Source organism: Gimesia chilikensis, assembly GCF_007744075.1.
GTDB classification, from domain to species: domain Bacteria; phylum Planctomycetota; class Planctomycetia; order Planctomycetales; family Planctomycetaceae; genus Gimesia; species Gimesia chilikensis_A.
In genome coordinates, this window is sequence record NZ_CP036266.1 from 7,298,489 (window position 1) to 7,316,746 (window position 18,258).

Consider the following 18,258-nt stretch of genomic DNA (forward strand, 5'->3'; position numbering starts at 1 on the left):
ATGTCATTCAGAATATGGCCAAAAAAACGAAACCCGTTGTGTCAGGTTCCAGTTATGCCGACTCACTTGATGATAAAAAGAAACATGCCCGCAAAATCGCGCGCGGACTGGCTCGCCTGTTCCCTGAACCCGAGTGTGCCCTGATTCACGATTCACCGTTTCAACTGCTGGTTGCCACGATCCTCTCAGCGCAGTGCACCGACGAACGCGTGAATGCGACGACGCCGACCTTGTTCAAAAAATATCCCACGGCTGCAAAACTCGCGGCCAGCAAACAGGACGACGTGGAAAAGATCGTCTACCCGCTCGGTTTTTTCCGCGCGAAAGCGACCAACATCCGCAAGATGGCCCAGGCATTGATGGACGATCACGAGGGGGAAGTTCCGAAGACGCTCAAAGAACTGGTCGCCCTGCCGGGTGTCGGCCGCAAGACCGCCAATGTGGTTCTGGGAACGGCTTTTGATATTCCCAGCGGTGTGGTCGTTGACACGCATGTGAAGCGGATCTGTAATCTCTTCGGACTGACGACCAGTAAGAACCCGGAGATCATCGAGCGGGATCTGATGGAGGTCCTGCCGAAGAAGGAATGGATCGCCTTTTCGCATCGGGTCATTTTGCACGGTCGGGCAACCTGTGTCGCCCGCAAGCCGCGCTGCCGGGAATGCGCTCTGCTGAAAATCTGTCCGCGAATCGGTTTAAAACCCCTGGACCAATAATTGCCTTTCGGTTAACGACTTGTTCCCGATTCTGAAAACGTCCGCCTGAACTGTTGAAAGCCGGTACGCCGCGGTTTATGGTTCCAGTATGCGAAGTTTTCCTTCAACCTTCACAATAATGAGTCGCCGATGATCCTGACCGGGAAAGAAATCGAAAAACGCCTGGGAACTGATATTGTCATTGAGCCGTATAATGAAAAGTATCTGAATCCCAACAGCTATAACCTCTGTCTGCACAATGAGTTGATGGTCTACGAGGAAATCGTGCTTGATATGGCCCGTCAGAACCGGCTGGGGAAATATGTGATCCCCGAAGAGGGGATGGTTCTTTACCCCGGGCAACTCTATCTGGGACGAACCGTCGAGCGGACGGAAACCCACAACCTGGCTCCCCTGCTGGAGGGCCGCTCTTCCATCGGACGACTGGGAATTTCTGTTCACGCTACCGCGGGGGTAGGTGACATCGGATTCTGTGGTTACTGGACTCTGGAAATCACCGTGGCTCAGCCGGTCCGCATTTATGCAGGCATTCCGATCTGCCAGATCATTTACCACACCGTGGAAGGTGAGATCGTCGAATACAACAGTGACAAGTACCAGAACAACAAAGGCATTCAACCCAGCCTGCTGTTCAAAGAGCTGAATCCCAACGAGAATCGCCAGATGCGACTCTCTTTCGGCGAAGAGAAAACGTCGGACTAGACGTCAGCAACAATTCACTCAATGAAAAAGGCGTTACAGCAGAAACTGTAACGCCTTTTTTGATGGACTGATGCGAGCCGTTTACACGGTCCAGGTATCCCCGGTGTTGAACAGGGCTTCCAGGTTTCCTTCTCCGTTACGTTCAGTAGCGGATTTAACCTGATCGTAGACGGCTTCGTTATAGGTCGGATGTTCGACACAACGGAAGACGCCCATGGGTTCGGGCATTTCCGGATATCGCATGCTGGCCAGCAGGAATGCGAGATTCATGTCTTCCGATTTTTCATCGTGGAACAGCAGGTCGTCTTCGGTAATGCCTTTACCCAGTTCGACGACTTCAGGCTGATCATGGCTGTTGAGCCGAATCCCCTTGTCACGATCTTTACCGAAAATCAGCGGCTTGCCGTGTTCGAGGTAAATAACGTTTTCTTCCTTTTCGCCCTTCTTCGAGGCGAATGCGAAGGCACCGCTGTTGAAGACGTTACAGTCCTGGTAGACCTCGACGAAGGCGGTTCCCTTGTGGTTGGCAGCCCGTTCGAGCACGTTACAGAGGTGCTTGATATCGACATCGACCGAGCGGGCTGCGAAGGTAGCACGAGCACCGATGGCTACGGACAGCGGGTTCAACGGACGGTCCACCGAACCGAACGGCGTACTTTTGGTTTTAGTACCCGTGGGGCTGGTCGGTGAGTATTGTCCTTTGGTCAGACCATAAATCTGGTTGTTGAACAGAATGACTTTGACATCCACATTCCGCCGCAGGACATGCATGAAGTGGTTCCCGCCGATGGAGAGCGAATCGCCATCACCGGTAATCACCCAGACCTGCAGATCGGGGTTGGCGAGTTTTACGCCTGTCGCGACTGCCGGTGCACGACCGTGAATACTGTGCATGCCGTAGGTATCCATGTAGTACGGGAACCGGCTGGAGCAGCCGATACCGGACACGAATACAAATTTTTCCTTGGGAATTCCCAGGGTAGGCAGAACTTTTTTCATCTGGGCGAGAATGGAATAGTCGCCGCAGCGCGGGCACCAGCGGATTTCCTGGTCACTGGCAAAATCTTTTGGCGAGAGGACAGGTAGCGAGGTGTCTACACTCATTTTATTATCCTTAAACGCAATCAATCGTTTCTAAAATAGTTTAGCTGTTGGTCTGTGAAAACGATGGTTTATTTGTCTTCGATCACTTCTCTGATCTTCTGCTTGACTTCGCTGATCAGGAACGGTTTCCCCTGGACCTTGTTCAAACCAACGGCGTCTGCCAGATAGGTGCCGCGAATGATCATTCGCAACTGCCCGGTATTGAGTTCCGGAATCAGGACTTTCTTGTAGTTCTTGATCACGTCGCCCAGATTTTTGGGGAACGGATTCAGATACCGCAGGTGAGCGTGTGCTACCGAAAGACCTTCTTTGATCGAATGTTTGACGGCGGTGCGGACAGCACCGTAAGTTCCGCCCCAACTGATCACAAGCAGGTCGCCTGATTCGGGGCCTTCGACTTCCTGTTCCGGAATGAAGTCCGCGATACCGGCGATTTTATTGGCTCGCAGAGTCGTCATGTACTGATGGTTCTGCGGAGAGTAATCGACGTTGCCGGTGACATCCGATTTTTCCAGGCCACCCACGCGGTGTTCACAGCCGGGAGTGCCGGGCACAACCCAGGGACGGGCTTTCTTTTCATCCCGCAGGTAAGGCATGAACTGCTCGCCATCCTTCTGTCTCTTCTCATGTGAGACTTTGATCGGCTTAAGCGAGGACATTTCCGGAATCTGCCAGGGCTCGGCACCGTTGGCGATGTAACCGTCACTGAGCAGCATGACGGGGGTCATGAATTCCACAGCAATCCGCATCGCTTCCTGTGCCATGTGGAAGCAGTCTGCGGGAGAAGCAGGAGCAACCAGAGGCAGCGGGCAGTCGCCGTTACGTCCGAACATGCACATATACAGGTCGGACTGCTCTGTTTTGGTCGGCAGACCGGTACTTGGTCCGCCGCGCTGGACATCGACGATGACCATCGGCAGTTCCATGATGGCACCCAGTCCCATGCCTTCCCCTTTGAGGGCAATCCCGGGACCACTGCTGGCGGTAATCGCCAGGTCGCCTGCATAGGAGGCTCCCACCACACTGGTGATGGCGGCGATTTCGTCTTCCGCCTGGAAGGTGACCACGTTGAAGTTTTTCAGTTTGGACAGCTCGTGCAGGATATCGCTGGCAGGTGTAATCGGGTAACCGCCGTAAAACAGTTTCTTACCGGCCAGTGTGGCTGCAGTGACGAAACCGAAGGCGATCGCTTCATTACCGGTGACTTTGCGATATTTGCCTGGTGGCAGTTCCGCAGGATCAACACGATAGTGCACGGTCATCGCTTCGGTGGTAATCCCGAAGTTATAGCCGGCCTGCAGTGCCTTGAGGTTTGCTTCGACCAGTTCCGGTTTCTTGGCAAACTTACTCTTCACCCATTCTTCGGTCGGTGTCGCATCCCGCTGGTAGAGCCAGTAGACCAGACCCATGGCGAAGAAGTTTTTGCAGCGTTCTGCTTCACGAGGCGACAGTCCCAGCTCTGCGACAGCGTCACGGGTGAGGCTGGTCATCGGCACTTTCTGAACCTGGTAAGCTGCCAGTGACTCTTCATCATCGAGTGGATTACTGTCATATCCCGCTTTAGTTAGATTGCTCTTCTCGAACGCGTCTTCATTGACAATCAGGGTTCCCCCCCGTTTGAGGTCGGCAACGTTCGTCTTGAGAGCAGCGGGGTTCATGGCAACCAGGGTGTCGACTTCATCGCCCGGCGTGTAGATGTCGGAACTGGAGAAGCAGATCTGGAAACCACTCACGCCACCCAGCGTACCGGCGGGTGCGCGAATTTCTGCGGGGAAATCCGGTAATGTGCTTACATCATTACCGAAGACGGCCGACACGTTGGTAAACTGCGTGCCAGCCAGCTGCATCCCGTCTCCACTATCTCCACAAAAACGGATAACAACAGCATCCAGTTGTTCGCTGATTTTGCCGTTAGCACCAGGCACGTCTGTGGTCGCCATTCTGATTGTTACTCCCTGGCAGTCTGTTCTGTTGCCAGTTCAGACTGTTTCAGTTGAAAGAAGATTGTATTGTAAGTTTTTTGCTGCGTTTTTATTCCTGACAGCAGCCTGTCTATTCGACAGCAGCCCGTCTCAGGGATGTCCGTTCTTCTGGTCTGGCCCTGTGATCTGATAACGCAAAAACCAGACTGTTCATCAATAAATAAATGAAACCAGGGAAAACGCGAAGTGGTCTCTCAGACATGACACGGGCCCGGTTGAGCATGACCCTGATGAGGAGGGAAAGACGCAGGAGTATTTCACACTTGATTTCACAATTTGATGAATCATTCCGTCTGGCAAGCGAAATCGATTCAACCCCCGTCAGGGACTGAAGTTCGGCTTCAGACTTCCATATATTCCTCATTGATCGTTCACCATCGCTCCATCAAACGGTAAACCCAATGAAATAGAATTATTCCTTATAATCGGCATTTTTACACCAAATTCACCACAGGGAAAGCCTTGAAATAGCACATTCTTGCGTGTTTCTTGAGAAATTCCATCAGAATGTACTCAAGCGACTTCCCCTGCCGGAATTATAGTCATAACCGTTACAGATCCAAACCAAACCGTACATTTGCATCCATTTTATTGGGGGAATGACTTTAAGCTCAGTTAAATCAACAGATTCAGGGAAGAGCCATAAAAAAACGACAGCAGAAACGTCATTATTTCTGCTGTCTTAGAGGACACATCACAGCCTCAAAAGGCTCAGGCTGCCTTGGTGGTCGTATAGAAATAATTCATGATGTCATGGGGCAATTCCTGTACATCCACTTTCTCAAAGCCGGCGGTCTGGAGCATCTCGCAGGCGAGCTCTTTCCCCCAGCAGGTTCCGAGCCCTGCCCCGCCCTGGGCAAGTGAAACGGTCATGCAGTGCATGGTGGAGATGGTATAGAACATGGGTCCCAGTGGATTGCTGATGTTCTGTTCCACATTGCTCGAAGCGGCGATGTCCTGCATCAGGAAGGTGCCGCCCGGTTTCAGCGAAGCATTGACCTGACTGAGTACTACATCTGGCTGGGCCTGATCGTGAATTACATCGAAAGCGGTAATCAGATCAAAGGCTTCCGGCTGGTCTATGCGGGCCACGTCCTGCACTCGAAAGGTGATGTTCGTCAGACCGCGTTCCGCCGCAGAGGCCTGCGCCCGGCCGATCGATTCTTCCGAGATATCATAGCCGTTGAAGCGGCTGTTCGGAAATGTGGCTGCCATTTCGATCAGTGCCATCCCGCTGCCACAGCCGATATCCAGTACTTCGATACCAGTCTGCAGTTTCTCTTCCAGTCCGGGAACGAGGGGCAGAATATGCTCGAAGAGTCCGCAGACCACCGAGTTATAACTCTCCTCCGCCATCACTTCGTGGAAGCGGGCAAATTCGGAATAGGGTACCCCGCCCCCTTCACGGAAGCAGTCGACGATTTGATCTTCGACACTCCCCAGCACCGAGAACCACTGCATCGTCGTCGCGAAATTGTTAGAGCCGGCGGCCCGCGTCAAGAGGGCTGCGTGTTCTGCTGGCAGGAAGTACGTCTTCAGCACCGAATCGTACTCCACAATGCCTCCGGTCACCATGGCTCCCAGCCATTCGCGTACATAGCGTTCATTCAGGCCTGACTGTTCGGCGATCTGACTGCTGGTGGCGTGTTCCATTTCGCTCATGATGTCAAACAGACGAGCGCGGTGCCCGATGGAAATCATGAAAGAGAGTCCGCTGTGATTGACGATCTGCAGCAGTTTCTGTCCGAATTCGTCTGTCCGCTCGGCATCAATATTCAGGTTACAGTTATTACACATGATCGCTCATACTCCTTTGCAGTAATGTGACAGCAATTTGTATTGGGGGACAAACACAGGCCCGCTGTCCTTCCATCTGAATGACAGAGCGGAGAACCAGGGAGTATGTTACCCAGTTTTTTGAAAAAACGGGCATCGGGACCTGACCGACCCCACCTAAACACCAACCATCAAGACAGTTATGCAAATAAATAACTGATTGATTTCATTTCGAACGACTTCAATTACTCGCCGTAGAGCTACTGTTTACTCGCTTTGAAAGTTGGATTCCGGAGTGGCATCTGGGCTCCCACCTGTTTGAGGTGAGTCTGCAGCCGCTGGTAGAGTCGGGAGGTCAACTCTGGCTGTTCGGCTGACAGATCTCGTGTTTCGCCCAGATCCTCAGTCAGATTGTAGAGTTCATTGCGGCCGTCTTCGTAGTAATGGATCAGTTTATGATCGCCGACACGGACGGCACTGTAAGGCACTCCAATAAAGACGTTGTAATGCGGGTAGTGCCAGTAGAGAGCATCGCGGTTGAGTGCAGCCTGCGGATTTTTGAGAACGGGAACCAGCGAGATGCCATCCACGTTTTGATTGTGGGCGGTGTTTCCCTGAACGCCGGTGATTTCAAGAATGGTGGGATAGAAGTCCATCGTGATCGTGGGAGTCTGGCAGACTGTCCCGGGACGAGTGACACCAGGCCAGAGGACGATCACAGGCACACGGGTTCCCCCTTCCCAGTGCTGGCCTTTTTCACCTCGCAGGGGAAGGTTGCTGCTGGTCTTGCGACAGACGCCGCCATTATCAGAAGTGAAGACGATCAACGTGCGATCTGCGATTCCGCTCTGTTCCAGTTGAACGCGGACACGACCGACGGCAGTATCGACGGAGTGGACCATGGCTGCATACTCGGGGTTATGATGATGTGTACCTCGAGGTTGTTCTTTGAATTTCTGCACCAGGTCGGGTCGCCCCTGAATCGGCGCGTGTACCGAATAGAAGGCATAGTAGAGGAAGAAGGGATTATCCTGCTGCTCACGGATGAGAGTCACTGCCTCGTCGGTGAGCCGATCGGTGAGGTAGCGTCCCGCGCGCTGTTCTTCGGTCAGTCGACTGTCCCACTTCAATGCATCACCGCCGTAGGGAAAGTGATAGCTGCGGGGCAGTCCCCGGTTCGTACCGCTGATGTTAACATCAAAGCCGTGATCTTCAGGCAGGTTGCCTGGCCCGCCGAGATGCCATTTGCCGACGTGCAGAGTTTTGTACCCGGCCCCTTGTAACGCTTCAGGAAGCGTTGTGTATTTCTGTGCGAGGTGCTGCTGCCACACGGGTGGTTTGAGTGGAAAGTCGCGGTACTGTTTCGCCCAGCCGGGAATCCAGTCGGTCAGGTGAGTGCGGGCGGGATACATGCCCGTCATCAGGGCACCGCGGGTGGGCGAACAGGCATTGCAGGCCGCATAGTTCTGTGTGAACTTCATCCCCTCTGAAGCGAGACGATCGATGTGCGGCGTCTGATAGTAGTCACTGCCATAACAGGCCAGATCGGTCCAGCCGAGATCATCGACGAGAAAGAAGACCACATTCCAGGGACGCTCGGCTGCGGTGAGGTTTGGAGTCCCACGACCAAGGGTGATGAGCAGGACGACACTGAAACAGCAGACACGTTGCAGCAGACGGACCATGGAAGTTCCTCTGATCGGGGATCATTCAACTGAGCCAGGAAACAAATTGAAACGCTTGCTGCATTGAATGATAACGATCACAGAAGTCAGATGAAACGTTGAGCATATGAAAGACAGGTCAAGGTTTGCTGCCGCTCGCATTAATAGATCGAGTCCACGATTTCATCGGGGGGTGGCAGTTCCAGAAGTTTCACTGCCTGGATTGTAGTTTCTCCCTGGCTGAGTGCTTTCGCCACGCGATGGGCCCCGTCGAACAGCTGGCCGTCCGGATCGAGAATGATCGGATAGTGAGAATCGACGTGTTCCATTCTTATGAAATGTTCGACCACGTTACGGAGAGTGGGCGGGAAATCGTCATCGAACCAGCAGACGCCATCGAGGTGTTTGAGTGATTCGATCTCGATCGTAATCACCGGCAACTGTGCCGCCAGTTTCCAGAGTCGCTCCGTATACCAGACGTGGTACTTGTCACCCACCTTCTGCGTTGTGCGATCGATGCGTCGTGTCACTCGGGCGCTCCGTTTGTGATCTCATGTAGCTCGTTCCGTTCTCTCTGAAATTCAGAGGCGGAAAATATCTGCAGATTCATCATACCAGAATCGTGAGTCTCCGAGCCTGTTTTGCAATGGAAACAGGCTCTGTCAGGGATTTGCTCATTCTCACAAGACTGGCAGCCCACAGACCAGACCGTAGGCTGAGACACCCATGTTCAGTGCTATTTTCACTAAAACACCACCTCAAAAACTCTGGCATATGAATTGCGACTGACAGAAGACGTACCTCCGTATCTCATACAGGAGCGATAACCCATGGATTATCAAAAATTACGTAATGTTCTGAAACGAGCCGGCTCTGATTTCCTTGATGACGAATGCATGTCCAGCGGCGCTGCGATTGCGTATTACACCATTTTTTCGCTGCCGCCTCTGCTGGCAATCGTCTTCGCATTGACCACACAATTCTGGTCTGCGGAACAGGTCTCTTCAGTAATCAATTCCCAGTTGGGACTCCCAGTCGAACAGTCTACGGAAGAGGCGGATGACGCAGATACGTCTGCAGGATTCGACCTGACCAGTGTTGCGGAGCGTGTGCAGTCAGGTCAGACACCTGAGCGGCCACTATGGTCCCGATTTCTGGGAGCAGCCGTACTGATTTTTTCAGCCAGTGGTGTGCTGGCCCAGTTGCAGTCCGCGTTGAATAAAGCCTGGAATGTCGAACCGGATCCGGAACAGGGTGGCATCATGTCTTTTATCAAAAAACGATTGATCTCACTGGCGTTTCTGATCGTTGTCGGTCTGCTGTTGTTGATCTCACTGGTGCTGACCACCTTTGTCGATGAATTTACGCGCTGGCTGGACTACGGATATCTGGATGTCGGAATCCTGTCTGCAGTCATGATTGTGAATACTCTGCTGACGCTGGGTCTGGCGACACTGTTGTTTGCTGCGACTTTTAAAGTCCTGCCCGACGCGAATATCAGGTGGCGGGATGTATTCATGGGAGCGGCAGTGACAGCCATACTATTCACGATTGGTAAAAGCGGCATCGCCTGGTATCTGCAATTCTCTGAGGCGGGGTCCAGCTGGGGAAGTGCGGCGACATCCATGATCGGGATCCTGATCTGGGTCTATTACTCGTCCCTGATCATTTTGCTGGGAGCCGAATTCACACAAAGCTGGTCCATCGAATTTGGTGACGGCCTGAAGCCGGCCCCCGGAGCCGTACTGGTAACTGCTGAGAAAATCTATCACCGCAATGAACCAAAGAATCTGTCCTTTAAAAGCTAACTCCGTCTCTTACTCCATCATAACACGACTTACCGAACTGAAAGGCGAGTCCCATGATTCAGAAAATAAAACAGAACCGTTCCCTGGCCGAATATCTTTTCCCTCCGTCCGTCAATCAGGGTGCATATCGCGCGGAACGCGTCGATCGTTTTGCCCGGTTTGAAAAGCTGACCAGCCTGCTCGACGATTCGTTTACCATCCCGGGAACCAATATCCGCGTTGGCTGGGACTCGATCATCGGCATTGTGCCAGGGCTGGGGGACATGATCTCCACGGCTTTATCGGGGTATCTGATCTACCAGGCAAAGCAACTCGGCGCTTCCAACTGGGTACTGGCCCGAATGGTCGGTAATACGGGTCTGGACTTTCTGCTGGGTTCGATTCCAATCGCCGGAGATATTTTTGATGTGTTCTTTAAATCGAACCGCCGTAATTCACGGTTGCTGAAAAAACATCTCGACCGCCGTAACGCGAGTTGAACCAGGGTTGGATGACTCTGATCATTTCCGTCAGGAATGATCCTGGGATTGATTCTGTATTGTCAGTAACTCAGCAAGCAGCTCCTGGTTATTCTGGCTGATGCGGAGCACATGCTGCTGATCTTCTGCAGAGAGTCGGCAGCCGTACTGCAACAGGATCCGCAGTGTCCCCAGTTGCCAACTGTGAATGGCATATCCGACCGCGTTCAATTCGTAAACCAGTTCACCAGCCGCTGCTGGATTCTGATCCATAATACGTTGCGTACCTGCTGCATCACCACAGGCGACATAGCAACAGAGATGAGCGTCGGCTCCCTTATCGATCAGGTACTGTATCAACTCATCACTGCATTCCTGAGAAGTTCGATGCAGGGCCGCGATGCTCACAGGATCGGACCGGTTCAGGTCGGCCCCACGTTCAACCAGCAGTTGTACTGCCGCCAGTTGATTATTCTGAGCCGCACGATACAGGGCTGTTTTCCCCTGTGGATCAAGTTTGTTAATCAGACCTGGATCCTGATCGAGAAGTCTGTTGAGCTGACGAAGCTCTCCCAGCGCGGCTGCCTGAAACAGATCCACGTGTGCTCCCTGATCGAGCAGCAGTTGAATGATGTCCGCCGCGGGTTCTGATTTCCAGGGTCCCGGATGGCTGGCTTCAAGCAGGCAGGTTCCACCCCTTTGATCGACGGCATTCACATCGGCACCGTAGCTTAACAACAGGCGGGCCAGATCGTAGTTGCCCGTTCGGGCAGCCCAGTGCAGGGGCGTCAGTTTGTCGGGAGTGGACTGGTGAACCAGATCCGGATCTGTCTTTAGCAGGTGTTCCGCTCGATCTGGTAGTCCAAGGTAGATAGAGGCAAAGATATCAACGGTGGCCTGCTGCTCCAGAAGATAATTCACTATCTCCCGGCGACGATACAGGGCTGCTGTATACAGGGGAGGCAGACCTGACCCATTTAACTGATCGACGGCCTGTGGATCGCGGTACACAATCTCACGGATTGCCTGCAGATCATTTTGAACGATGAACTCGTGCATGGTTCCTTCTGCCGATTTAGAAGTGGATTCTTAATCTTTGATCATGACAGCTTGAGGAAGTTGAGATCCAGTGCAATCCACCCTGACAGCGTGTGTAATCTGGATACAGATACGACTCTGATTATGGTATCATGTTCAGGTAGCGAACGATACATTTTGAATGACGGATCTTTATTTGTGGATCGGGGCACGAAAGTCGTTCCCCTCAGCTGGTTGAAAATGACAATGGCGAAAAATAACAAAATTTCTGTAGACCATCCATTACTGAAACGTTTGCGAGAACTGGATCGAAATATGAGCGATTCCGAAGATCTCGGCGATGTTGGTCTCTATATTGGACATGAAAACGAACCGGGGTTCTACGATGACAGTCCCCAGGAGGCCATTGCATTTGCCGCGACAGGCGGAGATGGAGACCATTACTCGCTGATTGCTGTTGAGGGCGTCGTTACGGAACGTTCCCCCGTTGTCCTGACGTGGCCCTCTGAAGGTGAAAATATTGTCGTTGCCCCCGATTTGGAAACATTTTTACGAGTCGGTCTGCATTGCGGCTTTTTTGTTTATCTGGACGTTCTTGATCCGGAAATAACAGGAGAGGGGGAAAACTGGCTCGCAGACTATCTGGATGACGAGCAGAAAGAAGTCCTTCAGCGTCTCGCTCGGGAACTGAATCTGACTCCTCTACCTGCCGAGGCCTTACAGTTTGAAGAATTAAATCAACAGTACGCTGATCGCTTTCAGAACTCTGTGAATAAAACGGGCCGCTTTACCGAGTAATGACCAGCGTTTACATCCGATATTAATCTCTATGTCCTGAACATAAAGGTCTCACAGTGGATGCTCAAATCAGAGAAGCCCATGCCGAGTCGATTGAAGCCGAGGTCAGCCGGATCCTGTCTGCGAATGCTGAGACGACGGGATTTCCCTACGCGCCGGAACCGCTGAAACTCAAAATTGAGCAGGACGGAAAGCTGGTCGCGGGACTGGTTGGGTTCACGCTCTGGGAATGGCTATACATTCAGACGCTGGCAGTCGAAGCGGATTTGCGGGGACAGGGGCTGGGACGCCAGCTGGTGCTTGAAGCGGAACGGATCGCCCGCGACAGAAAGTGCCACGCTGCCTGGGTCGATACCTTCACCTTTCAGGCCCCGGCCTTCTACACGCAACTGGGTTATGCTCCGTTTGGGACGCTGGCAGACTTCCCCACCGGACAGGAGCGGATCTTTCTTTATAAGAAGCTGACAACAGAGCCGTCTCAGTCTGACGACTGAATCATTCAGTGAATGGACTCACGCGTCCCATCAAAGGGATTTGATATTTCCCTTTTCAGGCCTGTTTCAAGGCTATTTAGTAACCTGCATCTCATAGTCCGAATCCTCTCGACCTGTTTGTCTCATTTTGTGAGGAATTGCTATTTGTGATTTTGGGCAAATGACTTAATATCGCGGCCCTGATTCAAGTCAGTCCCAGATGGCGAGCGCTCGTTCCAGTTGATTCTGTAACGACACAGTGAATGGATTCACCTACTCTGGAGGCGATTTTTAAATCGATCTCTGGTCTGCATTCACCGGGCTGCTCTCTACTCCCGGATCTGATCGTGTTAAACCCACAATACTACTGGTCCTTCTGGATCAGCGTCAGAAAGTAGAGTCACCGATGGAGCTTGCATCCCCGTCCGCCAGTTCACAGATTACCCAGCACGTGTTATCGCATATGATCAACCGCTTGAGTGCCGTCGATCCGTGTGAAGATCCTTATCCCCACATCAGCGTTCGCGATATTTTCCCGCAGGACGTCTATGCCGATCTGATTGATCTGCTGCCGGAAGATTCCGTTTACACCACCATGGGTAAGCGGCACATCATGGAAAACGGAGAATCGAATCGTTTTGAATTTCAGCTGTCTGCGGAGAACATCGACGCGAACCTGACCGACAGCCGTCACACACTCTGGACCGGCATCCGTAATGCGTTGAATGCCCCCGAACTGAAAAAGGCGGTCTTTAATCGTCTGAGTGCAGGCATCGGATACCGGTTTGGTATCGATCCCAAAGATGTCAACCAGGTAGAAGCGTTTCCCCGTCTGAGCCTGATGCGGGAAAAGCCGGGCTACTTCATTACGCCTCACCCTGACACCCGTAAAAAGCTGGTCACGTTTCAGATCGCCCTGCCCCGGGATCGCTCGCAGCTGGACCTGGGAACCATGATCTACAAACGCAACCTGTCACCTAAGTTTCTGCTCAACCGTCCCAAGGGATTTCGCGGCTTCGAAAAGGTGAATCAGTATCCGTTCGAACCAAACAGCGCTTTCGCATTTTCCGTGATCAATTCCGTTCGCAAAAAGAGCTGGCACGGCCGCGAACCTCTGGAAGGGGAATCGGGCATCCGCAACAGTCTGCTCTGCATCTACTATGCATCCAAAGAGAATGCAACGACCTACTAAAGCGGGGCGTAAAATAATAAAATCGAACAGGCCGGGGCTTTTATACAGAGTCCCGGCCTGTTTGCGTTTCTGAAATCAATATGGGGGAACAGTCATGAACTTTAAAACGACTCTGCTGACAGCCGTGGTTGTTGTGCTTTCAGTGGTCACAACACTGTTTGCCATACAGAAACAGGCCGTCCGTCAAACTCCCCGTGCGATCCGGGTTGGTCAGAATATTGAGGAAGCGATCCAGGTCATGGAACGGGCCGGGCTCAAAGAATATCTCCCTTTGCAGATCGCCCCTGCAAAAAAAACGGAGCGATTAACCGGCTGGCCCGTGAGTGAGGGGCATCTGATAGCCTGCTACTCAGTTATCGATCATAAGATTGTCGACCTCGAATTGTACCTCGTCGACAAGGATTGCCAACGCCGCATTAAAAGCGAGCAGGTACGGAATCTGACCTTCGAAGTGAAAGCCTATGCGCCGGACACCGGGGATATCCTGATGAAGGTCCCCCACAAAGGCATGCCATCTCAACAGCGTCCCCAGTCCAGATAACCGTGAATTCGACTGTCGCTGCTGCTGGAACCACGCGTCAGATCACGCTACGATTGAGAGCCGTCTGTTATCAGGACATACTTGAGACAGCCCAATCGTAACAGAGGTCTGTGGAAACATGATCCGCCGCAATCGAAGTTACCTCGAAGAATTCGCCATCCGGATTCGCGAACATAACCTGTTCAAGGCAACCAGGGAACGGCTGCTGATTGTCCGTCACATCCATGAGCAGTACCGCCAGCGGGAAAGCTTTACCGGCGTTGATGTCGCGAAATCGATCAAGGTAGCGACACCGCGGCGGGTTTCCCTGTCCACGGTCTACCGCACACTCAAATGCCTGGTCGAAGTGGAACTACTGGACCGGCTGGAACAGGAACCGTCTTCTCAGTCGGATCCCCCAGTAATTCTGTATCGTTTGCCTGTTGCGTGGCGTGACTGACAGTTTGTTTTCGAAGGACAAGATGTGATCATGTCTATTCCCGATCGACTGAAAATCAAACCGGTAGACGAAAACGTGGTAGCCCGGATGCTGGAGTTGTTACCCGATATCGAAGAGGAACTGGAGGCGGGGGGCGATGCAGAGGCTCTGCTGCAGCAGTGGTACCAGCATGCGAATCACAGATATACGACAGATGCTTTCCTTAACTACTGGAAATCGACTTCTGAAGAAGATTTCGTGCTGACTGCCTTGAATCCAGAGCCAACGGTAGATCAGGAATTGCAGTTCTTAGAAGCCTGCGCCGTGATTGATGCCTTCAAGACAGGCGAACTGTCGGAACATGAAACCGATTACTATCTGAACTGGCTGGAAATTCAATTCCCTGAGAGTAACATCAGCGATCTGATATTCTGGCCCGACGAATGGTTCGGGGATGCGTCGCTGTTCCGGGATCCGGGTGGTGCCTTTCGTCCCGAGTCTGAGCTCACCTCAGAGCAGATGGTGGGTTATGCGATGGCTCGTTGCGGTCGCAGTCTGCCGGGAACACCCGACAATCTGGTTCTGCCACACCCCCTGCCCCCGACAGGGTAAGGTTCGGTTTCAACTTTAGGCAGGACGGTCAACGCCTTGAGTGTCCTGCGATACTGATCTGCTGTGAAGCTTGTTGTTGCGATGCTGAAATACGCTGCCAATCTGCCTCAGGCGTCCGTTTATTGTTGATTCTGCCCGTGAAATATTGGATAACAGGGGTAACTCAAACATTCTCGCCTGAAGTTCTGCAACTTCATTCCCTCCATTAAATTGCTGATTCATAAAGGAAGCGCACCTGTGATGCTAAACTTAAAGACCAAGCTGACGCTTATGTTGTCTGCCTGTCTGTCACTGTCGACAGTCTCGGCGGCGGAAAACTCTGACGACGCAAATAAACTTTCCACCGCGGAAAAGAAAAGTGGCTGGAAGCTGCTGTTCGACGGCAAGACCACCGAAGGCTGGAGAAATTATCAGAAAGACAGCGTCAGTGATGGCTGGAAGGTCAAGGACGGAGTGCTGACCCGCGCTGAAAAAGGGGCCGGCGACATCATCACTGAAGATGAGTTCAAATATTTCGAACTCTCGCTGGATTACAAGATCTCCCCAGAGGGAAACAGCGGACTGATGTTCCACGTCACCGAGGAAGAAAAAACTCCCTGGCGGACCGGCCCCGAAGTGCAGATCCAGGATAACGTTGACGGCCATGACCCTCAGAAAGCGGGCTGGCTCTATCAGTTGTACAAACCGGCTCCACCCCGGGCTGGCACTGAAGAAGAAATGAGTAAACCTGCCGATGCCACACGTCCGGCCGGCGAGTGGAACAACCTGTTCCTGCGCATCGGCCCCGATCGTTCCGAAGTCGTAATGAACGGCATTCGCTACTTCCGCTTTAACAAAGGGAGTGCCGACTGGGACAAACGGGTGGCTGCCAGCAAGTTTTCCAAGTTCCCGAAGTTCGGCAAAGCTGAGAAAGGGCACATCTGTCTGCAGGACCACAACGATCTTGTCTCCTTCCGTAACATTAAAATCCGGAAGCTGGCCGACGACGGTTCTGCGCCTGACCCAAGTGATGGCGAACTGGCAATCAAAGGGGTTCCCGCATTTCCCGGTCTGAAATGGGAAGGCTGGGAAGCCGTCAATGAGGAGACCGGTAAGGTTGTTCCACTACGGCCCTTGGTTGTGAAGAGTGCTGATGACAGTGGACGCCTCTTTGTCGCGACTCAGCGGGGCATGATTCACACAATCGACACCAAGTCTCCCAAACAGGCAAAGCTGTTCCTCGACATCCGCGAGGCAGTCGCTCCCTGGAAGAAGAACAACGAAGAAGGTCTGCTCGGTCTGGCGTTCCATCCCGACTTTGCCAGGAACGGACAGTTCTTCGTCTACTACACGGCTGAAGGAATGCCACGGAAATCAAAGATCTCCCGCTTCCAGGTTTCTGACAGCGATCCCAACAAGGCGGATCCAAAGAGCGAAACCGTGATCATGGAAATCGATCAGCCGTTCGGAAACCATAACGGCGGTTCCATTGAATTCGGTCCCGACGGCTATCTCTACATCGGTCTGGGTGACGGCGGTTCGGGCAATGATCCGCTGGGTAACGGCCAGAACCTGGAAACCCTGCTCGGTTCCATTCTGCGAATCGACGTCGATCAGCAGGCAAACGGTAAGAACTATGCGATCCCCGCGGACAACCCGTTCGTCGATCGTGCCAAGGCTCGCCCGGAAATTTACGCCTACGGACTGCGGAATGTCTGGCGACTGAATTTCGATCCCAAGACCGGAACGCTTTACGCCGGTGAAGTCGGACAGGAACTGTGGGAAGAGATCGACATCATCAAAAAAGGTGGCAACTATGGTTGGAGTGTGCGTGAAGGCACACACAACTTTGGTAATCGTCCCGAGACCGCGCAGGAGAAGCCGATCGCCCCGATCTGGGAATACGATCATGGTATCGGTCGCTCTGTCACAGGCGGTACCGTGTACCGCGGCAAGAAGCTGCCTGAACTGGACGGCATGTACGTTTACGCCGACTTCGTCTCGGGCAAAATCTGGGCGCTCAAATATGATGAGCAAGCGGGAGAAGTGACCAAGAACCTGCGTCTCTCCACCAGCACGGTTCCCGTGATGGCCTTCGGCACCGACGCAGACGGTAATCTGTACTACTGCGTCGAAACCGTCAAAGGGGGCGAAGGAATCTTCCGGCTCGAAAAAGAGTAGCCTGAAGTAAGAAACTGATTTTATGATCGGTGCCAGGTTCCAATGCGGGGCCTGGCATTTTTTTGGAATCCAGATTCAAAATATTGCAAAGACATTAATTATTAAGTCTTCAATGTGAGCAGACGCTTTGTGTTCAGCTACCTTAAGTGAATTTGGATGTCCACAGCCATTTCTGAGTGTAAGTGCTTTTTTAAGTTCCTGCTTAACATTTTTGCCCAAAACTGACAATGCTTGTAGAATATCTAAAAAGGTATCCTCTTTCATAATACCTAGATCGTCGACTGTCTTAGCATTTTTCCACTTTGAATTTCGCTTAGTAGCCTCTGCATTAAAATCTGCAAGTCTATTATTAATGATATGATGGTGAAGTACTGATACTGCACCGACCCACGATAAGACAATTGCGGCACGAAATTGCCGAGCTTCGAAACAGACAATCGCCTCTTCCGCAAATGTCTGAGTATCTGGATCTGTAATTTTTACTAAGTGACTACGTAAAGATGATGCTACGATCGGAATAGGAGAATTCAATAGTGGACCGGCTAGCTTCGCAACATATTGGCTTCCTGCAGATGTCAACTCCCAACCCTTTGTAGCCCTAACAGCTAATCCATCTGTCGCCTTGAATATTGCTGAAAGGTTTTTCCTTTTAACCTGACGCCAACCAGCACCAAATGCTAAAGCCGTTACATCTTTTATTTCACGTGGCCCGACTGGATCAGTTGCCAAGCATATCAAAGCCTTATCCCGATCCCTAAGATCTTGAGAAAGCAAATCTTTCAAAGCATCTTCTGGCAGCATTTGAATCACCTAATC

General features: G+C 52.2%; 19 protein-coding genes. 11 read left to right on the forward strand and 8 right to left on the reverse strand.

The features are described 5' to 3' along the window. Positions 1 to 38 precede the first annotated feature (38 nt). Positions 39 to 716 carry an endonuclease III gene (nth, locus tag HG66A1_RS27515; protein WP_145191871.1) on the forward strand — a complete coding sequence of 226 codons (678 nt, stop codon included), beginning with the start codon at positions 39 to 41 and terminating at the stop codon, positions 714 to 716. A gap of 129 nt (positions 717 to 845) precedes the next feature. Next, positions 846 to 1,418, forward strand: coding sequence for a dCTP deaminase (gene dcd / locus HG66A1_RS27520; RefSeq protein WP_145191874.1), 573 nt, complete (start codon positions 846 to 848; stop codon positions 1,416 to 1,418). Between the two features lie 81 nt (positions 1,419 to 1,499). Here the strand turns inward: dcd and HG66A1_RS27525 are convergent, their stop codons facing one another. The 5 genes from HG66A1_RS27525 to HG66A1_RS27545 form a co-directional block, all read right to left on the reverse strand. Continuing rightward, a complete protein-coding gene (locus HG66A1_RS27525) occupies positions 1,500 to 2,522 on the reverse strand; it encodes a 2-oxoacid:ferredoxin oxidoreductase subunit beta (RefSeq protein ID WP_145191877.1) in 1,023 nt (340 codons plus the stop codon). A gap of 68 nt (positions 2,523 to 2,590) precedes the next feature. Next, complete coding sequence (locus HG66A1_RS27530) at positions 2,591 to 4,462, reverse strand: 2-oxoacid:acceptor oxidoreductase subunit alpha (RefSeq protein ID WP_145191880.1); 1,872 nt, start codon at positions 4,460 to 4,462, stop codon at positions 2,591 to 2,593. 753 nt (positions 4,463 to 5,215) lie between these two features. Next, positions 5,216 to 6,301: a class I SAM-dependent methyltransferase gene (locus HG66A1_RS27535; RefSeq protein ID WP_145191883.1), complete on the reverse strand. Its 1,086-nt coding sequence runs from the start codon at positions 6,299 to 6,301 to the stop codon at positions 5,216 to 5,218. A 239-nt stretch (positions 6,302 to 6,540) separates the two neighbouring features. Then, positions 6,541 to 7,965 carry a sulfatase gene (locus HG66A1_RS27540; protein WP_145191886.1) on the reverse strand — a complete coding sequence of 475 codons (1,425 nt, stop codon included), beginning with the start codon at positions 7,963 to 7,965 and terminating at the stop codon, positions 6,541 to 6,543. A 140-nt stretch (positions 7,966 to 8,105) separates the two neighbouring features. After that, complete coding sequence (locus HG66A1_RS27545) at positions 8,106 to 8,474, reverse strand: chromosome partitioning protein ParB (RefSeq protein WP_145191889.1); 369 nt, start codon at positions 8,472 to 8,474, stop codon at positions 8,106 to 8,108. Positions 8,475 to 8,774: 300 nt separating this feature from the next. Here HG66A1_RS27545 and HG66A1_RS27550 point away from each other — a divergent pair, with 300 nt between their 5' ends. Together HG66A1_RS27550 and HG66A1_RS27555 are read left to right on the forward strand one after the other, a co-directional pair. Further along, entirely contained in the window at positions 8,775 to 9,752 is a 978-nt protein-coding gene (locus HG66A1_RS27550) for a YihY/virulence factor BrkB family protein (RefSeq protein ID WP_145191892.1), read from the forward strand. Between the two features lie 53 nt (positions 9,753 to 9,805). Next, positions 9,806 to 10,231, forward strand: a complete 426-nt coding sequence (locus tag HG66A1_RS27555) for a DUF4112 domain-containing protein (protein ID WP_145191895.1) — start codon at positions 9,806 to 9,808, stop codon at positions 10,229 to 10,231. Between the two features lie 30 nt (positions 10,232 to 10,261). Here the strand turns inward: HG66A1_RS27555 and HG66A1_RS27560 are convergent, their stop codons facing one another. Further along, entirely contained in the window at positions 10,262 to 11,269 is a 1,008-nt protein-coding gene (locus HG66A1_RS27560) for an ankyrin repeat domain-containing protein (RefSeq protein WP_145191898.1), read from the reverse strand. Between the two features lie 294 nt (positions 11,270 to 11,563). Here HG66A1_RS27560 and HG66A1_RS27565 point away from each other — a divergent pair, with 294 nt between their 5' ends. The 6 genes from HG66A1_RS27565 (at position 11,564) to HG66A1_RS27590 (ending at position 15,282) form a co-directional block, all read left to right on the forward strand. Beyond that, a complete protein-coding gene (locus HG66A1_RS27565; RefSeq protein ID WP_145191901.1) occupies positions 11,564 to 12,046 on the forward strand; it encodes a hypothetical protein in 483 nt (160 codons plus the stop codon). A 56-nt stretch (positions 12,047 to 12,102) separates the two neighbouring features. After that, entirely contained in the window at positions 12,103 to 12,540 is a 438-nt protein-coding gene (locus tag HG66A1_RS27570) for a GNAT family N-acetyltransferase (RefSeq protein ID WP_145191904.1), read from the forward strand. 385 nt (positions 12,541 to 12,925) lie between these two features. Further along, on the forward strand, positions 12,926 to 13,711 hold the full coding sequence (locus tag HG66A1_RS27575; protein WP_145044484.1) for a hypothetical protein: 786 nt from the start codon (positions 12,926 to 12,928) through the stop codon (positions 13,709 to 13,711). A gap of 94 nt (positions 13,712 to 13,805) precedes the next feature. Then, positions 13,806 to 14,252, forward strand: coding sequence for a hypothetical protein (locus HG66A1_RS27580; protein ID WP_145191907.1), 447 nt, complete (start codon positions 13,806 to 13,808; stop codon positions 14,250 to 14,252). Between the two features lie 118 nt (positions 14,253 to 14,370). After that, positions 14,371 to 14,691: a transcriptional repressor gene (locus HG66A1_RS27585; protein ID WP_145191910.1), complete on the forward strand. Its 321-nt coding sequence runs from the start codon at positions 14,371 to 14,373 to the stop codon at positions 14,689 to 14,691. A gap of 30 nt (positions 14,692 to 14,721) precedes the next feature. Next, entirely contained in the window at positions 14,722 to 15,282 is a 561-nt protein-coding gene (locus HG66A1_RS27590; RefSeq protein WP_145191913.1) for a hypothetical protein, read from the forward strand. A gap of 15 nt (positions 15,283 to 15,297) precedes the next feature. Here the strand turns inward: HG66A1_RS27590 and HG66A1_RS27595 are convergent, their stop codons facing one another. Then, positions 15,298 to 15,504 carry a hypothetical protein gene (locus HG66A1_RS27595; protein ID WP_145191917.1) on the reverse strand — a complete coding sequence of 69 codons (207 nt, stop codon included), beginning with the start codon at positions 15,502 to 15,504 and terminating at the stop codon, positions 15,298 to 15,300. Between the two features lie 18 nt (positions 15,505 to 15,522). Here HG66A1_RS27595 and HG66A1_RS27600 point away from each other — a divergent pair, with 18 nt between their 5' ends. Further along, entirely contained in the window at positions 15,523 to 17,442 is a 1,920-nt protein-coding gene (locus HG66A1_RS27600) for a PQQ-dependent sugar dehydrogenase (protein ID WP_145191920.1), read from the forward strand. Between the two features lie 75 nt (positions 17,443 to 17,517). Here HG66A1_RS27600 and HG66A1_RS32240 read toward each other — a convergent pair whose 3' ends face one another. Further along, positions 17,518 to 18,243: a hypothetical protein gene (locus HG66A1_RS32240; protein ID WP_197996842.1), complete on the reverse strand. Its 726-nt coding sequence runs from the start codon at positions 18,241 to 18,243 to the stop codon at positions 17,518 to 17,520. Positions 18,244 to 18,258: the final 15 nt, after the last annotated feature.